At 52.9% G+C, this 17204-nt stretch carries 16 protein-coding genes; 5 read left to right on the forward strand and 11 right to left on the reverse strand.

The window, feature by feature from the left end; genetic code table 11:
• Positions 1–196 precede the first annotated feature (196 nt).
• Positions 197–457: a 30S ribosomal protein S20 gene (rpsT, locus tag EVJ20_RS05370; protein WP_034778152.1), complete on the forward strand. Its 261-nt coding sequence runs from the start codon at positions 197–199 to the stop codon at positions 455–457.
• Positions 458–487: 30 nt separating this feature from the next.
• Here the strand turns inward: rpsT and EVJ20_RS05375 are convergent, their stop codons facing one another.
• Both EVJ20_RS05375 and holA read right to left on the reverse strand, forming a co-directional pair.
• Positions 488–919, reverse strand: coding sequence for a GNAT family N-acetyltransferase (locus EVJ20_RS05375; protein ID WP_131490394.1), 432 nt, complete (start codon positions 917–919; stop codon positions 488–490).
• A gap of 9 nt (positions 920–928) precedes the next feature.
• Positions 929–1939, reverse strand: coding sequence for a DNA polymerase III subunit delta (gene holA, locus EVJ20_RS05380; protein ID WP_233589589.1), 1011 nt, complete (start codon positions 1937–1939; stop codon positions 929–931).
• A 90-nt stretch (positions 1940–2029) separates the two neighbouring features.
• Between holA and EVJ20_RS05385 the strand changes: the two genes are divergently transcribed.
• Complete coding sequence (locus EVJ20_RS05385; protein WP_016508105.1) at positions 2030–2194, forward strand: YqzM family protein; 165 nt, start codon at positions 2030–2032, stop codon at positions 2192–2194.
• 53 nt (positions 2195–2247) lie between these two features.
• Here the strand turns inward: EVJ20_RS05385 and EVJ20_RS05390 are convergent, their stop codons facing one another.
• The 7 genes from EVJ20_RS05390 to EVJ20_RS05420 all read right to left on the reverse strand — a co-directional run bounded on the left by EVJ20_RS05390 (position 2248) and on the right by EVJ20_RS05420 (position 10336).
• Positions 2248–4380 (reverse strand): DNA internalization-related competence protein ComEC/Rec2, encoded by a 2133-nt coding sequence (locus EVJ20_RS05390; RefSeq protein ID WP_131507226.1) that lies wholly within the window; start codon positions 4378–4380, stop codon positions 2248–2250.
• Between the two features lies 1 nt (position 4381).
• Positions 4382–4933 carry a helix-hairpin-helix domain-containing protein gene (locus tag EVJ20_RS05395; protein ID WP_131490396.1) on the reverse strand — a complete coding sequence of 184 codons (552 nt, stop codon included), beginning with the start codon at positions 4931–4933 and terminating at the stop codon, positions 4382–4384.
• A 180-nt stretch (positions 4934–5113) separates the two neighbouring features.
• Positions 5114–6757 (reverse strand): methyl-accepting chemotaxis protein, encoded by a 1644-nt coding sequence (locus tag EVJ20_RS05400; protein WP_070326966.1) that lies wholly within the window; start codon positions 6755–6757, stop codon positions 5114–5116.
• Positions 6754–7725 carry a BMP family lipoprotein gene (locus EVJ20_RS05405; RefSeq protein ID WP_131490397.1) on the reverse strand — a complete coding sequence of 324 codons (972 nt, stop codon included), beginning with the start codon at positions 7723–7725 and terminating at the stop codon, positions 6754–6756. Before EVJ20_RS05405 ends, EVJ20_RS05400 begins: the two co-directional genes overlap by 4 nt.
• A 164-nt stretch (positions 7726–7889) precedes the next feature.
• The gene (locus tag EVJ20_RS05410; protein WP_070326964.1) at positions 7890–9410 is read right to left on the reverse strand and encodes a flotillin family protein; all 1521 of its coding nucleotides are present in this window, start codon (positions 9408–9410) and stop codon (positions 7890–7892) included.
• A 3-nt stretch (positions 9411–9413) separates the two neighbouring features.
• Positions 9414–9935, reverse strand: coding sequence for a nfeD-like family protein (locus EVJ20_RS05415; RefSeq protein ID WP_083273931.1), 522 nt, complete (start codon positions 9933–9935; stop codon positions 9414–9416).
• Positions 9935–10336, reverse strand: a complete 402-nt coding sequence (locus EVJ20_RS05420; protein ID WP_070326962.1) for a hypothetical protein — start codon at positions 10334–10336, stop codon at positions 9935–9937. The genes EVJ20_RS05415 and EVJ20_RS05420 overlap by 1 nt, the downstream gene beginning before the upstream one ends.
• 123 nt (positions 10337–10459) lie before the next feature.
• Here EVJ20_RS05420 and rnhC point away from each other — a divergent pair, with 123 nt between their 5' ends.
• The 3 genes from rnhC (at position 10460) to EVJ20_RS05435 (ending at position 13623) form a co-directional block, all read left to right on the forward strand.
• Entirely contained in the window at positions 10460–11371 is a 912-nt protein-coding gene (gene rnhC / locus EVJ20_RS05425; RefSeq protein WP_131507228.1) for a ribonuclease HIII, read from the forward strand.
• Positions 11372–11443: 72 nt separating this feature from the next.
• Positions 11444–12256 carry an alpha/beta fold hydrolase gene (locus tag EVJ20_RS05430; protein WP_070326960.1) on the forward strand — a complete coding sequence of 271 codons (813 nt, stop codon included), beginning with the start codon at positions 11444–11446 and terminating at the stop codon, positions 12254–12256.
• 344 nt (positions 12257–12600) lie between these two features.
• Positions 12601–13623, forward strand: coding sequence for a PTS transporter subunit IIC (locus EVJ20_RS05435; protein ID WP_131507230.1), 1023 nt, complete (start codon positions 12601–12603; stop codon positions 13621–13623).
• A gap of 47 nt (positions 13624–13670) precedes the next feature.
• Here the strand turns inward: EVJ20_RS05435 and pheT are convergent, their stop codons facing one another.
• A complete protein-coding gene (pheT, locus tag EVJ20_RS05440) occupies positions 13671–16046 on the reverse strand; it encodes a phenylalanine--tRNA ligase subunit beta (RefSeq protein ID WP_131463829.1) in 2376 nt (791 codons plus the stop codon).
• Positions 16047–16058: 12 nt separating this feature from the next.
• Positions 16059–17081, reverse strand: coding sequence for a phenylalanine--tRNA ligase subunit alpha (gene pheS, locus EVJ20_RS05445; RefSeq protein WP_070326957.1), 1023 nt, complete (start codon positions 17079–17081; stop codon positions 16059–16061).
• Between the last annotated feature and the right edge of the window lie 123 nt (positions 17082–17204).

The raw sequence follows: 17204 nt of genomic DNA on the forward strand, positions 1-17204 counted from the left end.
ATGCATACCGTGTCATTATATCAAAATCCTAAGTTAATGTGTACGACCTACTACAACAATACCACATATAGTTTTCAGAATAATCATCAAGTGGTTGCTTTTCGAATAACCGTTTGCTACAATTGTGCTTGTTCTGTTGAATGATTACTTGAAGTAATGAGAACATACACTTTCTTGTTTCAGGAGGTGAAATAACATGGCAAATATCAAATCAGCAATCAAACGTGCAAAAACTTCTGAAAAACGTCGCGTCGCTAACTCGCAAGAGAAAGCAGCAATGCGTACAGCAGTAAAACGTGTCGATACTCTCGTCGTCGAAGGAAACAAAGAAGCAGCTCAAGAAGCTTTCGTCCTCGCTACGAAGAAAATCGACAAAGCTGCAGCAAAAGGTCTCATCCACCAAAACAAAGCAGGTCGTGACAAATCACGTCTCGCAGCTCGTATCGCAGCTCTCTAATTAGAGAACAAACGAAACAGCCGCCTCCGTTCAGGAGCCGGCTGTTTTTTTGTATAGCATGACGTAATGTGTCCCGATGCCTTCAATTTCGAACGGATCCCCGACGATGACGAGGCCGTTGCGTTCGTAAAACCGGACCGCGACCTCGCGGGCGTTACACCACCAAGAAGCGTTCAATTCACGATGGACCGCCTGTAAGAAACGAGATCCGACGCCTGTCCCGGCGACGGCCGGATCGGTGGCCATGCCGCGCAGTTGAAACGAAACTCGTTCGCCAGACAGCTCCCGGTCTTGTCGCATCACCGTCGCAATCGATAAGATGCGCCCGTCTTCAGCCCAGGCGTAGTGACGGGTCGACTCGGCGTCATCCCCGTCAAAATAACACGTCGAAACGGCTAAACCTGGACGCAGTACTTCATGCCGGAGCGGGACCACTTCTTCAAGCAACACTTGCTGCAACATACAACCACCTCACAGTAATGTTAATTGACAGACGAGCGTGTCAAACACGATCTGTTTGTCGCCCCGTCCTGTCTTCATCGCTTCGTCCGCATCGGCGATGAGCGTGAGCGCCTTGGCGAGCTGCGCCTCTGAAAAGTTACGGCTCGCTTGCGTCGCCAGTTTCACCGTATAAGGGTGGGCGCCAATTTTTGAGGCGATTTGCTTCTCGCCGTACCCTTTCTCGGTCAACTGCTTGGCGAGGTACATATTTCGATATTGACGAGCGAGCAACGCCAAGAGACCGATCAGTTCTTGGCCTTGTTTTTCTAAATCACGGACGAGGCGCAACGCCAAATCGGCCCGTCGGCCCACCAAATACTCGGACAGTTGGAATACGTTATCTTCTAGCGTCCGAGGCACGAGATCGTTGACGATTTCAAGCGGGATGTTGGCTCCGTCGCCAGCATAGAGCTGGAGCTTCTCCAGTTCCCGGACGAGCTTGCCCCAGTCGTCTTGACAAAGGAATAGCAAGCGTTCGACCGTCGTACGCTCCATCGACTGCCTGCGCCGGTTCAGCTCGTCATTGACGTAGCGCATGAGCTCGCTTTGGCTCGGCTTCTTCGCCTCGAGGACGATGGCTCGCTCTTTCAAGCGCTTGACGACTTTCTTCCGCTCATCGAGTTTTTCCGCTTCAACGATGAAGACGAGCACCGAGTAAGGCGCCGGCTGCAACACGTACTCGGTCAACCGCTCGAGATTTTGCTTTTGTTTTTCTTTGGCGCCGGTTAAAAATTGGGCCTGTTTGACGATGACGGTGCGGTAGTCACTAAAGAACGGTACCGTTTCAGCTTCGTCTAACGCCGTATCGAGTGACGTTTCATGTAAATCAAGCTGCATGACGTCAAATTTGTCGCCAGACGGACTGGCCGCCTTGACGATTTCTCGTTCCCACGTCTCGAGTAAGTACTTCTCTGTCCCGTACAGGACGTATACGTTCGACAACTTGCCGTTGTGCAACCACGGTTCATTCAAACCACACACCACTTTCACAATTTATTCTTATCTAAACATAGATTATCCTTCTTTGATTCGCTATACTTAGAACGGAACCATTTTAAGGAGGGACTCACTATGCATATTAACTCGGTTCGCCCGCAAAGCGAAAACCCGTTTGAGAACGACGTGCAGTGCAAACGTAACGATGCCATCGATTCAGCAATCGGCTTCATCGTCCCGTTCGGCTTTTTCTTCACGATTTTCGCAATCGGTGTTCTTATCAAATTTTTAAGTCTTTAAGTCGTAAAGCGATTGCCCCGGGGGAGCAATCGCTTTTTAGTTTATCATAGTTTTCACGGCCTGACTGCCCTTCTCACGCTCCCCTGACACCGTCCCCGCTCACAGACGACCATCCCGTCCTCATCCGTCCGCAGCAACCGCCTTCCCTGAATACGGGCGAGCGTGTCTGGATGAGGATGACCGTATCGATTGTTGGCGCCGACGCTGACGACCACAAACTCTGGATCGATGCGAGCGATCAAGTTAGCACCGGAAGACGTTTCGGCCCCGTGATGGCCTAGTTTGAACACATCGACGTCGACAGTCGGGATCAACCGCTCGTTCGCCTCCGGTAAGTCACCCGTCAATAAATAGGACAAGTCTCCGACTTTCATAAAAACCGACAATGAATTCGCATTCTCGTCCTCACCCGCATCAACCGGTGTGACGACCCACATCCATGGATAAGGCCGCTCTCCTGCTTCTAACAACCGCACGTTCACGTCATACGGTTCGAGCTCGTCGACTAACGCCCGCCGCTTCGTTTCATCGGCCACTTCCGCCGCGATCCATACTTCCTCGACCGGAATCAGATCAAGCACGCCCGTCAGCCCACCGATATGGTCATGGTCGGCATGCGTCAGCAAAATGAAATCAAGTCGGGTCTCGCCTCGTTTCCATATGTAAGGGACGACGACATCGGCACCCGGGTCGAACGTCGACCGTTTCTGCTCATCCGGATGTTGAAACACGCCGCCGACATCGATGACACCGGTGATGCCGGCTTGCTCGACGACGATGGCGTCCCCTTGCCCGACGTCTAAAAACGTCACCCGCGGCTCCTCCGACCATTCTAACCAGACGTGCAGCGCAAGCAGCGAAACTGCCGCAATGACCCATCCGACCGCTCGTCTCTTATCTAATAGAATCAATCCAATCCCGAGCAACACGAACAAATAGACCGCATGCCAAAATGTGATGTCGTGCAACGGGACCCACGGACGATACGTATGATGCATCTGAAACATCCCGTTCAACCCGTCGAGAATCGGATAGAGCGTCGGTTCGAACTGCGGCATCACATAAGTGACGAGTGCAAGCGGAAGGATCGCCCAGGAAATCAACAATCCGGCAATCACGTTGTACACCGGAGCAAAGATTGAGATAATCGGCTGGATTTGCCATAAAAAAATTAAACCGAACCATTGGGCATAAAGCGCTACGCTGAACAGATTTGTCCACATCGACCGTGTCAAAAGCAAAAACAAGGTCATACCGACTGTCAATTGAAACCCGAGATTCCATAGCAAGTACGGTTGAACGGCTAACAAGGCTGCCGCACACCAACTGAGCATACGAACCGGGTCGCGAATCGTCTGACCGAATAGCGACAAGACGAGCACGACATCAGCGACAAGCACGGCTCGTGCCACCGGCGGCGAAAAACCGGTCAGCCAACCGAATGCGGTCACGCAGACGATCACGAGACCAAGTTTCGTCTCCCGATGAAGCGGCAACGGACGAAACACCCATCTGAGCGCAAACACGAGCAAGGCGATGTGGGACCCGGAAATGACGAGCAAATGAAGCAGACCCGTCACGCGATAGGAGAACGATGTCTCCTCGTCGAGCAGACGGCTCTCGCCAAACAGTAACGCCTCCATGTAAAGCGCCACGTCCGGACGGTGCGACGCTTCGATCCGTTCGAGCTGACGTTCTTTCCAGCGCAGCATGCGCCCATTTAATCCGTCACTCGGTCGACACCGCTCGACATGGACATCCTTCCCTTTAAAAGACAATCCAGCCCCGTGCGCCCATTTCGCCTCGTCAAAACCTCCTGTATTTCGAAGCGGTGAAAAAGGGACTGGTTCGAACGTGACGAGACACGTCTCACCCGGCCGCCCGAGCTCGACGTCGCGCCCGATCAAGACCCCAGACATCCCGTTCGATTCACCATAGAGTCGAACCGATTGACCGTTGTCGCGTCGGCTCTCGATCGCAAAGACTGAGTCCCCGGCTTCATGTACCGCCGGGTCAGAACTTTGTAACAGGACTAGGAAAACGAGTGAGATCGCACCGACATGTGTGTAGATCGTTTGCCGACGCCACGTCAGGAACAAGGCTAGCCCGAACAAGAGCACGACACCAAAAGCCCCGGACTTCCAAGCAATGAATAGACCAATCGGGATCAATGGATAGATCGGCATATCACGGGACCAACAAATAGCCTTCCATGCTCTCGAGCGTTTTCTCACCGAACCCTTTGACGTTCCCGAGCTCGTCGTACGATTTAAATGGACCGTTTTCTTTCAAATAGTTCAAAATAGCGTCCGCTTTGGCCGGACCGATCCCGGGGACGGTCATCAACTCTTCTTTCGTCGCACTGTTGACGTGAATGCCGTTCGTCGTATCGGTTTCCGGGACTGCAACGGCCTCTCCTTGTTTCGGTACCGTGATTTTAGTGCCGTCTACGAGCAATTGGGCTAAATTAAGCTGTTCAGGGTCAGCTTCGTCCGTCAACACGGCGAGAGACAAGACGTCCCCGACTCTAGCCCCTTGCGGCATCGTATACGTGTCGGGCGCTTCGACCGCTCCCGTGACGTAGACGACAACTTCTGTCACCGGGACCGCCTCTGCTTCCTCCACCGTCGTAAACTCCTCGACCATCGTCGTTTCCGGCTCTTTCGAATAGAACATAAAGCCGACACCGACGAACAAGATGACGAGCAACGCGACGACATACCGTTTCCACTTCTCCATATCGTTCCTCCCACATTAACGAATGTCTCTTCATTAGTATGCGAGAAGTAGCCGGCGCACGCTCAAGTCCTAGTTGCTAGATGCGGTCGCAATGCTTGACCGTTCACCCACGGATCGATGACGTATCGGAACGCAAAAAAGAGACAAGCCGAAACTTGTCTCATTGCTCTTCAACTTGTCTCATTGCTCTTCAAAATGTTGAACTTGGCTCGCCAGTGAGGCGGCTTGTCCTTCTAGCTCTTGCATCAAGGCAAAGATTTGATCAAAGCTTGCCTGTTGCTCTTTCATCGAGGCGGCGACTTCTTCGTTACCGGCTGCTAATTCTTCGGTCACACCACTCACTTCTTCGACGCGTTTCAACACGTTCGTGACTTCACGGCTCGAAGCGACCATTTCTTGTTCGATCGTGCCCACGAACGAGGCCACGTGATCGGTCCGATCATGGATGCGTGTGAACGCTTGCTTCGTCAGTCCGAACGCTTGAAGTTGCGCCGTTTGCTCGTGGCTCGACTCTTCGACCATGTCTGTCAAATTGCCGACCTCGTCTCGAATCGTTTGGACGACCCCGAAGATCGAACGCGTCGCCACATTACTCTCCTCAGCCAATTTCTTCACTTCACTTGCGACGACAGCAAAACCTCGCCCGGCCTCACCGGCTCGTGCGGCTTCGATCGCGGCGTTCAAGGCAAGTAAATTCGTCTGGGCGGCAACGTCTTCGACAAGTTTTGCCATCTTCTCGATTTCTTCTGTTTTTCTCGCGAACTGGTCCATCCGTTCGACGAGCGATTGATTCCGCTCGCTCGAGCGCCGTAGAATATGTTCTTGATCCGTCAACGTCTCGATTCCGGCCGCCACTTCGCGCGTCATCTCGGTCGTCTCTTCGGTCGTTTGTTTCGTCTGGTTCAAGCTCGTCTCGAACGATGTCGCCATGATCCCGACCGACTCGAGCGTCTCTTGAAGTTCAGTCGCGATCGATTGGGCCCCGTTCGCCATCTCATCGACCGCGTTCGTGATGTTTGACGTCGTACTCGCGACTGCTTCATTTTCAGCGGCGGCCGTCTCTGTCATCTCATTCACTTTGACCGACGTGACCCGGATCGAGCCGATCACGGTTTGAAGCGACGCCGTCATATCTCGCATGGCGCGTTCTAGTCGGCCGATCTCATCGCGTCGCGTTGAATCCGGCAACGTGATCAAGTGCCCGGCCGCGATCGCCTCGGCTGCTTTCACGTTCCGTTCGAGCGGAAGTGTGATCGAGCGGGCGAAGAAGAAGTTGTACAGGCTTAACACCGTGACGACGAACACCGTCAACAAAATTGAGACGAGGAACAGGCGCTTCGTCTCGTCGGCCGCTTCTTTTTGCAACGCCTCGTAAAACGTTCCGTTTTTTAACAACAACGTGTTCACGTCGTTCAAGACCCCTTCTAGTTTCGCCGCTTGAATCCGGGCAGCAATGCCGCCTGCTTGAGCCGTTTCAATATTTGCTCCAATGCGCTCATATTTGGCTGTGGCTCGGTCAAGGTGAGTTGAAAACTCATCGATCAAATAGGTTTGATTCATCTCTTGGAACGTCTCCGTGTTCGTGGCACGAATCCGCTCGAGCTGCGTCAGTGTCGATTGACTCATCTGTTCACCGAGCGACGTCCAAAGGGATTGTTCTTGCAAAAGTGACGTCTCGAGTTGAGATAACTCGATCATTTGGGTTCCGTATTGCTCATTGTACGTCTGCAACCGGTTCAACGTCGTCAATACATAACTCATCATCAAGACGATGAGTAAGACCGTGAATACGGTCGAGAAGATAAAGCGTTTGCGTAAAGTCATTGTAACGTCCCCTCCAGCAACCGTTTCTGAACCGCTTCAAACTGCTCTGTCTCTTCATCGGTCCATTGCACACGGCGCAGCGCTGCTAGCCCGATACCGCCCTCTTCGATTCCGAGTTCGATATGGTCGTTGATTGCTTCTGTTTGAAGACTGTCCGCGATCTTGACGATGGCCAAGTCGACTTGCTTTAACATCGACGTGATGACCGCATCGGGTGCGATCATCGATTGATCGCTGTCGACTCCGATCGCCTTGATCCCGTTTCGTTCAGCCGTCTCGAGTACACCGACACCGGTCAGACCGGCCGCAGCGTAGAGCACGTCGGCCCCTGCGGCAATCTGTTTTTCCGCCAATTTCCGTCCGATCTCAGGCGAGGCGAAATCGTTCGCGTAGTCGACGATCATTTCGACGTCCTCGTTCACGCTTTTCGCCCCTAACTCGAACCCGGTTCCAAATTTCTGGATCAACTCGTTGTCGACTCCTCCGATGAATCCGATTTTATCGGACTCGGTTTCAAGTCCTGCGACCGCACCGGCCAACGCGCTGCCTTCTGTCTCTTCGAACGTGACCGAGATGACGTTTGGTAACGTCGATACCGCGTCGACTAAGGCAAATTGTTGATCTGGGTGCTTTGAAGCAACCGTTTCTAGATCGGTTTGACTCGCGAAACCGAGACCGACGACCACATCGTGTCCACCTTCGACCAATTGCTCAAATCCTGCTTTGTATGTTTCAGTCTCGTCCAATTCTCGATAATCGACGAACCAATCTCCCGTCTCTCGTAACTGCCCCATGCCACGCATCGCAGCGTCACTGAACGATTGGTCCCCGAGACCAACGTCAGACAGGACGACACCCATCGATTGGCGAGGTTCGACCGTCTGTTCGGGCTGATCGATGACAGACTGACACCCGGATAGCCAAACGATACAAGTCGTCAATGCGCCGATTATAATTGTTTTGTTCATAACATGTACTTCCTCTCTCTAATGGTCTGACATCTCATGTATCGTCTGATTTACACCGGATTTGAAGTCAAACCTTTTGAAATTTAAGGGAATTGTTCGAACAACGTGACGACTTCATGACAAACAAGGCTGCAGACGATTGCCTGCAGCCTTGTTGATTCAACTTATTCTTCTGACGCCGCGACGGTCGTTTCCGTCAACTTCCGTTCAGCAGTCGGTGAGGTCGGCACGTTGCCTTTTCCGGCAAAATTGTCGAGCAAGTCTTTCATATCGATGCCAGACGACGCTTTGAGCGTCTGCTGCAGTGAAGCCATCAAATCAGTCGCGTAACCCGTGACTTTCCCGGCTCCCCCGTCTTTACCGCTCCCCGTATCGACGACCGTGATTTGGTCGATGTTACCGAGCGGTGCCGCAATTTGCTTCGCGTAGTCAGGAAGCATCTTGACGACCATGTCGAGAATGGCGGCTTGACCGTACTGTTCGAACGCCTCGGCGATCTTTTGTTTCGCTTCGGCTTCGGCGAGACCAGTAAGACGAATAATATCGGCCTCTGCTTCCCCTTTCGCCCGTTCAGCATCGGCTTCGGCGACACCAGCGAGACGGACGCGTTCGGCATCGGCTTTCGCCTCGGCCTCGATGCGGTACTTCCCGGCATCTGCTGCGGCGATTTGACGCGCTTTATCAGCTTCCGCAGCCTGTTCGATCGCATAGCGGTCGGCGTCGGCTTTTTTCTTCACTTCTGAATCATATTGCTTTTCACGACGCATGATTTCTTTCTCTTCGAGCTCGATTTGCTTTTGACGCTCGATGATCTGAACTTGCATCTGTTGCTCTGTGACTTCTTGTTTGGCTTTGGCTTCTTCAAGCTCGTACGATTGGTCAGCCCGTGCTTTAGCGACATCTTGCTCGCGGCGGTAGTCGGCGATGCGGAGTTGGTTCTCTTTTTCCGCTTCCGCGATTTCAGAGTTTCGTTCAAGCTCCGCTTTCCTCGCGTCCTTCATCGCTTCCGCTTGTTTGATGCGCGTTTCTTTATCCGCTTCAGCCGTGGCGATGTCGGCGTCACGTTTTACTTGGGCGATCCGTGGCTTCCCGAGCGACTCGAGGTATCCGTTCTTATCCCGCACGTCTTTAATCGTGAACGAGACGATGACGAGGCCCATCTTCGCTAAATCTTGCGAGGCGACACGTTGCACTTCTTGCGAGAACTTGTCGCGGTTTTTATAAATCTCTTCGACTGTCATCGAACCGAGGATCGAACGAAGGTGACCCTCGAGCACTTCTTTCGCCTCGTTCTCACGCTCGATTTTCGGTTTGCCGAGGAATTGTTCGGCCGCTGTCGCAATCTCACTGATCGAGCCGCCGATTTTAATGATGGCCGTCCCATCAGCCATGACCGGGACTCCTTGCTCGGTATATACTTCAGGCGTTGTTACTTCGAGCTTGCTCGAGAGCAAACTGAGCGGTTCCGCTTGTTGAAATACTGGCAAGACGAACGCCCCGCCGCCGCGGATGATTTTGACGCGGTTACCGGAAGCGTCACTGTGGACGTTCTTTTTACCTAAGTAGCTCCCGGTGACGATGAGAGCCTCATCCGGTCCGACTGTACGATATTTCAAGACAAACACGAAGATCAAGGCGAGCAAAATCACCCCGACGATAATACTGACTAAAATGGTTGTGTCCATACATTATTGCTCCTTTCGAATAGTGGGTTCGTCATATTCCATGACGACCGCGATATTTCGTTGTACTTCGATGATGACGACTCGACGATCACTCGGAATCGCTTTCCCGTCAATACTTTGCGCCGTCTTCAAAATCGAACCGACGACCGACTCGACGAGCACTTCCCCGTAACCGCCTTCCGGGACGGGGACGGTCAATCGCCCGACCAGTCCGACGAGCGACTCATCAGTCATACCAATCGACTCTTCCGCATTTGACAGCGGTAGGAGGACGAACAAGTATAGTAACGTCGTGAGCGCGAATGAGCCCGCGAGCGCCACCGCGAGACCGATCATCGGCGACACATGGGCGAGCGCGTTCAAGATTAACCCGATACCTGCCCCGAGCGCCAGGAAAGAGAGGATGACGGCCGGATTGAACCAGCCTTCGAAGAAATCGAACGCGTCCGAGAACAGCATGTATAAAAATGTACCGAGACCGGCAATGATGAGTACCCACCAGTACAGTTGATCTAACGATTCCATTACCATCCCTCCTCGGTGCGGCGCTGTTGTTCATATGCGAGCACACGTCGCAAATGTTCGACTTCAAGTGCGAGCGCCTGTTCAATCGTATCCCATTCCGATAACGGCCGGGTCGGATACTGTACCGCCTTCCGCACGCGACCAAGCGTTCGTTCAAGGTTTAACCGATCATACCGGTCAACCTCTTCGAGCCGTTCCTGACGCAGTAGTTTTAAATAGTGATCGACTTCGCCCTGTAACGTAATAATCTGCTCTGTCGCCGCCTCCGACGACTCTTGCATCAGCAGGCGACGCACCCTGACTTGATGGGCAACCAGTTTGGCGATCCTGGCCTCGAGCTCGAGAATATGTTTATAGAGGAACTCTGCCTCATCTTGGTCCGTGTCATCGCGCCACCACATCTCCGTCTCACCTCACTTCTTTTCTACTCACTCATTCATACGTATCAATTGAATCATTGGTTTCAAAATGCGCGAAAAAAATGTAAGATAAATTTGCGAACGTTAAGAAAGGAAGTGCTCACTTTGGGCAATCAAGTCATCAAACTATCGACCGCGGCTCAAGAACAATTAATCCAGAGCTATCGCGCTCACGCGGTCAATCCGCCACCACACGCTCGCTTCAGTGCCAAGACGCCCCACTGTGTGATCACCGTGTACAATTCGGGAAAAGTCATGTTTCAAGGTCGGGCTGCGGATGAAGAGGCGGCCAAATGGGGAGATTCCATCAAAAAGGAAACGTCCGTTCCAAAACATACGTTACCGGCCGGTTTTTCCGATTGGTCCGTCATCGGGAGCGATGAAGTCGGGAAAGGCGATTATTTCGGTCCGCTCGTCGTCGTCGCCACCTACGTCCCGAAGGAAAAGATTGCCCTCGTCAAAGAACTCGGCGTCAAAGATTCTAAATTGCTTACCGATAAAGATATTTTACGCATCGCTAAAGATTTGCACGTCACGATTCCCTACCAGAAAGCGACGCTGCACAACCCGACGTACAACAAAATGCAACGGACGATGACGCAAGGGAAGATGACCGCAATCGCCCACAACGCGGCGTTGTCGGCGCTCTTGAAAAAGTTAGACGAGACGCCAGAAGCGATTCTAATCGACCAGTTCGCCGAAAAAGCCGTCTACTACAGACATTTGAGTTCTGAGACCGATATCGTCAAAAACGATGTCTACTTCTCGACGAAAGCGGAAGGCCTCCACGTCGCCGTCGCCGCGGCCTCGATCCTCGCCCGCGCTTTTTTCTTGAAAGAGATGGACAAATTGAGCGCGACGCTCGGTGCTACGTTACCGAAAGGGGCCGGAGCGAAAGTCGATCAAGTGGCCGCGACCTTGATCCTTCGCTACGGTCAAGAACGTTTGAACGATATCGCTAAAGTTCACTTCGCGAACACGAAAAAAGCAATGCGTTTATGCGAGCAGAAACGATAGTTCTCACTTCAAAGATATGTTATATTTATTTTATGGTTCAATGAACTTAAAAACTTTTGGGGGATAGCGTTCATGTTGCATTATAAAACGTACACATTAAGCGACGACCATCCTTGGGTCATCTTCATACATGGCGCAGGCGGGAGTCTATCTCACTGGTATCGTCAAATTCGTCCATTTCGAAAGAAATATAACGTCTTGCTGCTCGACCTCCGCGGTCATGGCGGCTCATATAACGAAGAACAATCTTTGAATCAACCACTCAACGCCTACACACTCGATGTCGTCGTCGAAGACGTCGTCGAAGTGATGAACTATTTAAATATTGAAAAAGGCCATATGGTCGGGCTATCGCTCGGGACGATCGTCATCCAAGCGATGTTCGAGCATCACCCCGACCGCATCGCCTCTGTCGTCTTAGGTGGTGCGATCGTCAAGTTCAACGTCCGCTCGACCTTGCTCATCCGGCTCGGCAGCCTCATGCAAAGTTTCGTGCCTTACATGTGGCTGTATCAACTATTCGCTTGGATCTTGTTGCCGAAGAAACGGCATAAAAAATCGCGGATGATGTTCGTGCGCGACGCGGCCAATTTGTGCCAACGCGAGTTCATCCGTTGGTTCAAGATGACGGAAAACATGAATCCGCTGCTGCGTCACTTCACTTCAATCCAAACATCCGTCCCCATCCTCTACATTATGGGCGACGAGGATTACATGTTCCTTGAGGCCGTCGAACGAACGGCGAAGCATCAACCGACAGCACACGTCCAAGTCGTCCACGATTCGGGGCATGTCGTCAACGTCGATCAACCCGATACGTTCAATTCCATTTCAATGGACTTCATCGATCAACAAGTCGGTTTACTGGCAGCCAGTACGTCTTAAGTCTATACCGTTAAACAGAGACTCACTTCCTTAAACGGAAGCGGGTCTCTGTTTTCGTCTGTGGAAAAATATTTTTCAGAAAGTTTTCAGAAAATATTGATTATTGAAAAATATCGTGTTACTCTTAGAAAAATCTTGAACAGAGGAGCTGGCGACGATGCGTACACCATTACATAACGGCCTACTGATTATTATTCGACTGAGGGACTGAAAAATCGACTCGCTGACCGAGACGAATTTTTGGGCCCTTGTTTCGATGGTTTCGGACGAGGCGCTCATGGTATGACCGACGCGCCTATCCAATCAGGATAGGTTTTTTTATTGGAGTAACACATATAGAGGAGATGATGGAAGTGAAACAGTACGCAATGGATCGGATGATCAAAATATCAGCAGGGATGGCTAGCGCCGTCCTCGTCACACTCGGGGTCGGACTCTTGATTGAAACGATCGGTAAGATGGCCGGAATCGAGACGCTCGTCTTGATCGGACAAGTCGCGAAGTCACTGCTCGCCCCGGCGCTCGGTGCCGGAGTCGCCTATCAGCTCGGCGGCAACACCCTCATCTTATTCAGTTCGATGATTGCGGCGACCGTCGGGGGTGCGGCCCTTCAAGCGACGGAGAGCGGGCTTGTCCTCGTCCCCGGTCAACCGATCAGTGCCTTGATTGCTGCAGCTGCGGCCGTCTGGTTAGGCAAACGTGTCCTCGGCAAGACGAAGTTCGATATGATGGTCGTCCCGGTCACGGCCGTGCTCGGCGGAGGCATCGTCGGTGTCGGCGCCGCTGCCGTCACGACACCGCTCATCAACTCGATCAGCGCGAGCATCACTTCGTCGGTCAACACATCACCGATCGCAACGTCACTCGTCATCGCCCTCGTCTTCAGCGTCATGCTCATGTCACCTGCCTCATCAGCCGCGCTTGCGATCGCGCTTCAGCTCGACCCGGTCGCGAGTGCTGCTGCCTTGATCGGCTGCACCGCCCAATTCGTCGGCTTCACGCTCATGGCTTATCGCCAAACCGACCCCGGCGGCTTGGTCGCATCGTTTTTCGTCACACCGAAAGTCCAGTTCCCGAACGTCGTCAAAAATCCACGGGTCGTCATGCCGCCGTTCATCGCCGCCATGATCAGCGCTCCGATCGCGACGCTTTGGTTCTCACTCGAGGTGCCGTATGAGATTGCCGGGCTCGGCTTGAACTCAATGATCGCCCCGCTCAATATCCTTGCCGCACAGGGTATGGAAGCGTTTCTCGTCTTCGTCGGCACCGGCGTCATCCTACCGGCTGTCATCACGTTCCTTCTTTACAAAGTGACTTGCCTCGTCGGTTGGACGAAGTTCGGTGACTTGGAGCTTGAAGTTCAATGAATTCTAAAAACAGCGATTCCCACAATAAAGGGAATCGCTGTTGTCTGTTAAGCGCGTACTTCTGCGCCGTATTTGGTTTTGACTGCTTCGATGATTGCATCATACGACGCTGTCACTTCTTCATCAAGAAGTGTCCGCGTCGGATCTTGATATTTGAGCGAGAAGGCAATCGACTTCTCCGCTTCACCGACGTTATCGCCCGTGTAGACGTCGAACAGAGCAAGCTCGATCAAGAGCGGACCCGCCGCTTGTCTGATCGTCGCCTCGACTTGACCGGCCGGAATGTCACGCTTCAATACGAGCGCAAGATCTCGCGAAATCGATGGGTAACGTGGTACGTCTTGATAGACGAGCATCGCTTCAGACTTCAATGCGCCAAGGTCGAGCTCGAAGACGTAAACTTCTTTCAAGCCGTATACGTCTTTCGATACGGCCGGATGGACTTGCCCGACGTATCCGATGACGTTCCCCGCGACGAGAACATTCGCCGTGCGGCCAGGGTGCATGTCTGAAATGACGGCCGCTTCGTACGTCACGTCGATGCGTTGCGAACGCATCAGTGTATCGACGATGCCTTTCGCGACGAAGTAATCGACCGGGATGCGTGTTCCTTGCGAACGGTGATCGTACCAAAGTCCTGTCACTACGCCCGCGACGCGTTCCGTTTCGCGTGGCAACGTTTCTCCGTGCTCTACGTACACCCGTCCTGTCTCAAATAGACGGACGTTCGCTTGTTGACGCGCCGTGTTATAACGGGCCGCTTCAAGCAATCCCGGAACGAGTGATGTCCGTAACACCGAACGCTCCTCGCTCATCGGCATGGCGAGTCGGACTGTCGTCGCTCCCTCACCGTCGAACCGTGATGCATGAAGCTCGCTCGTGAGCGAGTACGTGATCGCTTGTGACAAGCCCGTTCCTTGAAGGACGCGGCGCACTTGACGACGGAGTACGTTGTCTTTTGGCAGGTAGCCTTTCGACTGCGACGCCGGGAGTGTCGATGGAAGGCTGTCGTATCCGTATAGTCGCGCCACTTCTTCCGTAATATCAGCCGGCACTTCTAGGTCCGGTCGCCGCGACGGGACGTGAACCGTCAACGTTTCGTCTCCTGTCACGTCTAACCCGAGCCGCTTTAGAATATGTTTGATCGTCGTTTGGTCGAGGTCCATCCCGAGTCGGTGGTTAATATAATCGATCGACACGTCAATCGTGCGGGCGTCGGACGCTTTGCTTCCGGCGATGACCGGCTCACTGATTGTTCCGCCGCTTACGTTGACGATCAATGCAGCGGCACGGTCAAGCGCGAGGAGTAAACGTTCCGGATCGACTCCTTTTTCGAAACGGGCGCTTGAATCAGAACGAAGACCGAGCGTGCGGCTCGTCTTGCGGACCGAGGCCGGCGTGAAGTAAGCCGACTCCAGGATGATGCTCGTCGTCGTCGCGTCGACTTCGGTATTCGCTCCGCCCATCACTCCAGCGATTGCGACCGGATGTTGTCCATCGGTAATGACCATCATCGACGAATCGAGTGTGCGCGTCGCATCGTCAAGTGTGACGATTTCTTCTCCGTCCTGGGCTTGGCGAACCAAAATGGTACGGCCGAGCTTAGACGTGTCAAACGCATGGAGCGGTTGACCGAGTTCGAGCATGACGTAGTTCGTCACATCGACCACGTTATTGATCGGGCGCACACCTTCCGCGATCAAGACGTTTTTCAACCACTGTGGCGACTCGCCAATCGTTACCCCGTCGACGCGACGCGTCGCGTAGTACGTGCAGTTGTCTGTCTCGAGTCGCACAGACACGTCGTTCGGCGTATCCGTTTCGACATCGGCTGCTGGCAACGTATACGGGCGTTCTAAAATCGCCGCGACTTCATGAATGATGCCGTATAGGCTAAGGCAGTCCGAACGGTTCGGCGTCAATCCGAGTTCAATCACTTCGTCATCGAGATCGAGCAAGCTGATGACATCCGCTCCGACTTCAACTTCTTCCCGGAACGTATGGATGCCGTCCTGTTCGTCTTCGCGAATCTGTTTTTTCTCGAAACCGAGTTCTTCGAGCGAACAGATCATGCCTTGCGACTCGACGCCACGAAGTTTTGCTTTTTTGATTTTAAGGCCAGGTAGTCTTGCGCCGACTTTTGCGACGATGACATGTTGTCCGGCCGCGACGTTCGGTGCTCCACAGACGATTTGGACAGGGCTGTCGTCACCGACGTCGACCGTTGTCACGTTCAACTTGTCAGCCTCTGGATGTTTCGCGCATGAAAGGACGTGTCCGACGACAAGACCTTTCAATCCTTCAGAGCGGTCTGTCACGCTCTCGACTTCAATCCCGTTTTTCGTGATCAAATCGCCTAACGCTTGCCCGCTCAAGTCTGAGACGTCGATATATTGGTTCAACCATTTTTTCGATAATAACATGTATGATCCTCCTTAGAATTGCTCGATGAAACGTAAGTCGTTTGTATAGAAGTGACGAATATCATCGACACCGTGTTTGAGCATCGCCATCCGTTCGACACCGATCCCGAAAGCAAAGCCAGACATTTTCGTCGCGTCATAGCCTGCCATCTCGAGGACGCGCGGATGGACCATCCCGCCTCCAAGAATTTCAATCCACCCTGTCCCTTTACAGACGTTACAGCCTTTGCCGCCACACTTGAAGCATGAGATATCGACTTCAACGGACGGCTCTGTGAATGGGAAGAAGCTTGGACGAAGCCGGATTTCTCGTGTCTCGCCGAACAGTTGCTTGACGAACACTTCAAGCGTGCCTTTCAAGTCGGCCATCGAGATATGCTCATCGACGACGAGTCCCTCGATTTGCATGAACTGGTGTGAATGGGTCGCATCATCTTCGTCACGACGGTACACTTTGCCCGGACAAATGATGCGAATCGGTTTCCCGTCCGCTTCGAGCATCGTCCGTGCTTGCACCGGCGACGTATGCGTCCGCAGCAGCGTCTCGTCCGTGATGTAGAACGAGTCCTGCATGTCACGTGCCGGATGATCTTTCGGCAAGTTCAACATTTCAAAGTTGTACAGATCGGTTTCGACTTCTGGGCCTTCGGCAATCGTATACCCGAGACCGACGAACAAGTCTTCCATCTCGTCGACGATTTGTTGCAGCAAGTGGCTATGTCCCGGAAGTGCGGTTCGACCAGGGAGCGTGACATCGATTGTCTCGGCAGCGAGTTTCGCTTCGAGCTCGACCGCCTTCACGTCCTCGATCCGTGCCTCTAACACCTCTTGAATCGTCGTTCGCACCGTGTTGGCGAGTTCACCGACGACCGGGCGCTCTTCGGCGGACAACTTGCCCATCCCGCGCAATACTTCGGTCATCGGGCCTTTTTTACCTAAATACTTAATCCGGACGTCGTTCAACGTTTTTTGTGATGACGCCGTTTCAATTTCTTGAAGGGCCTCACGTTGTAATTGTTCTAACTGTTCTTTCATCAATGTTTCCTCCTCTACAAAAAAAGTCCCTTCAGTCGATGACTGAAGGGACGAATAAACGCGGTACCACCCTACTTGGCCGATCAGGCCCACTTGAGAGCATCGGTATCGGGATGCCAGTTC

This window comes from Exiguobacterium sp. SH0S1 (assembly GCF_004337165.1).
In the GTDB taxonomy this organism is placed as follows: Bacteria; Bacillota; Bacilli; order Exiguobacteriales; family Exiguobacteriaceae; genus Exiguobacterium; species Exiguobacterium aurantiacum_A.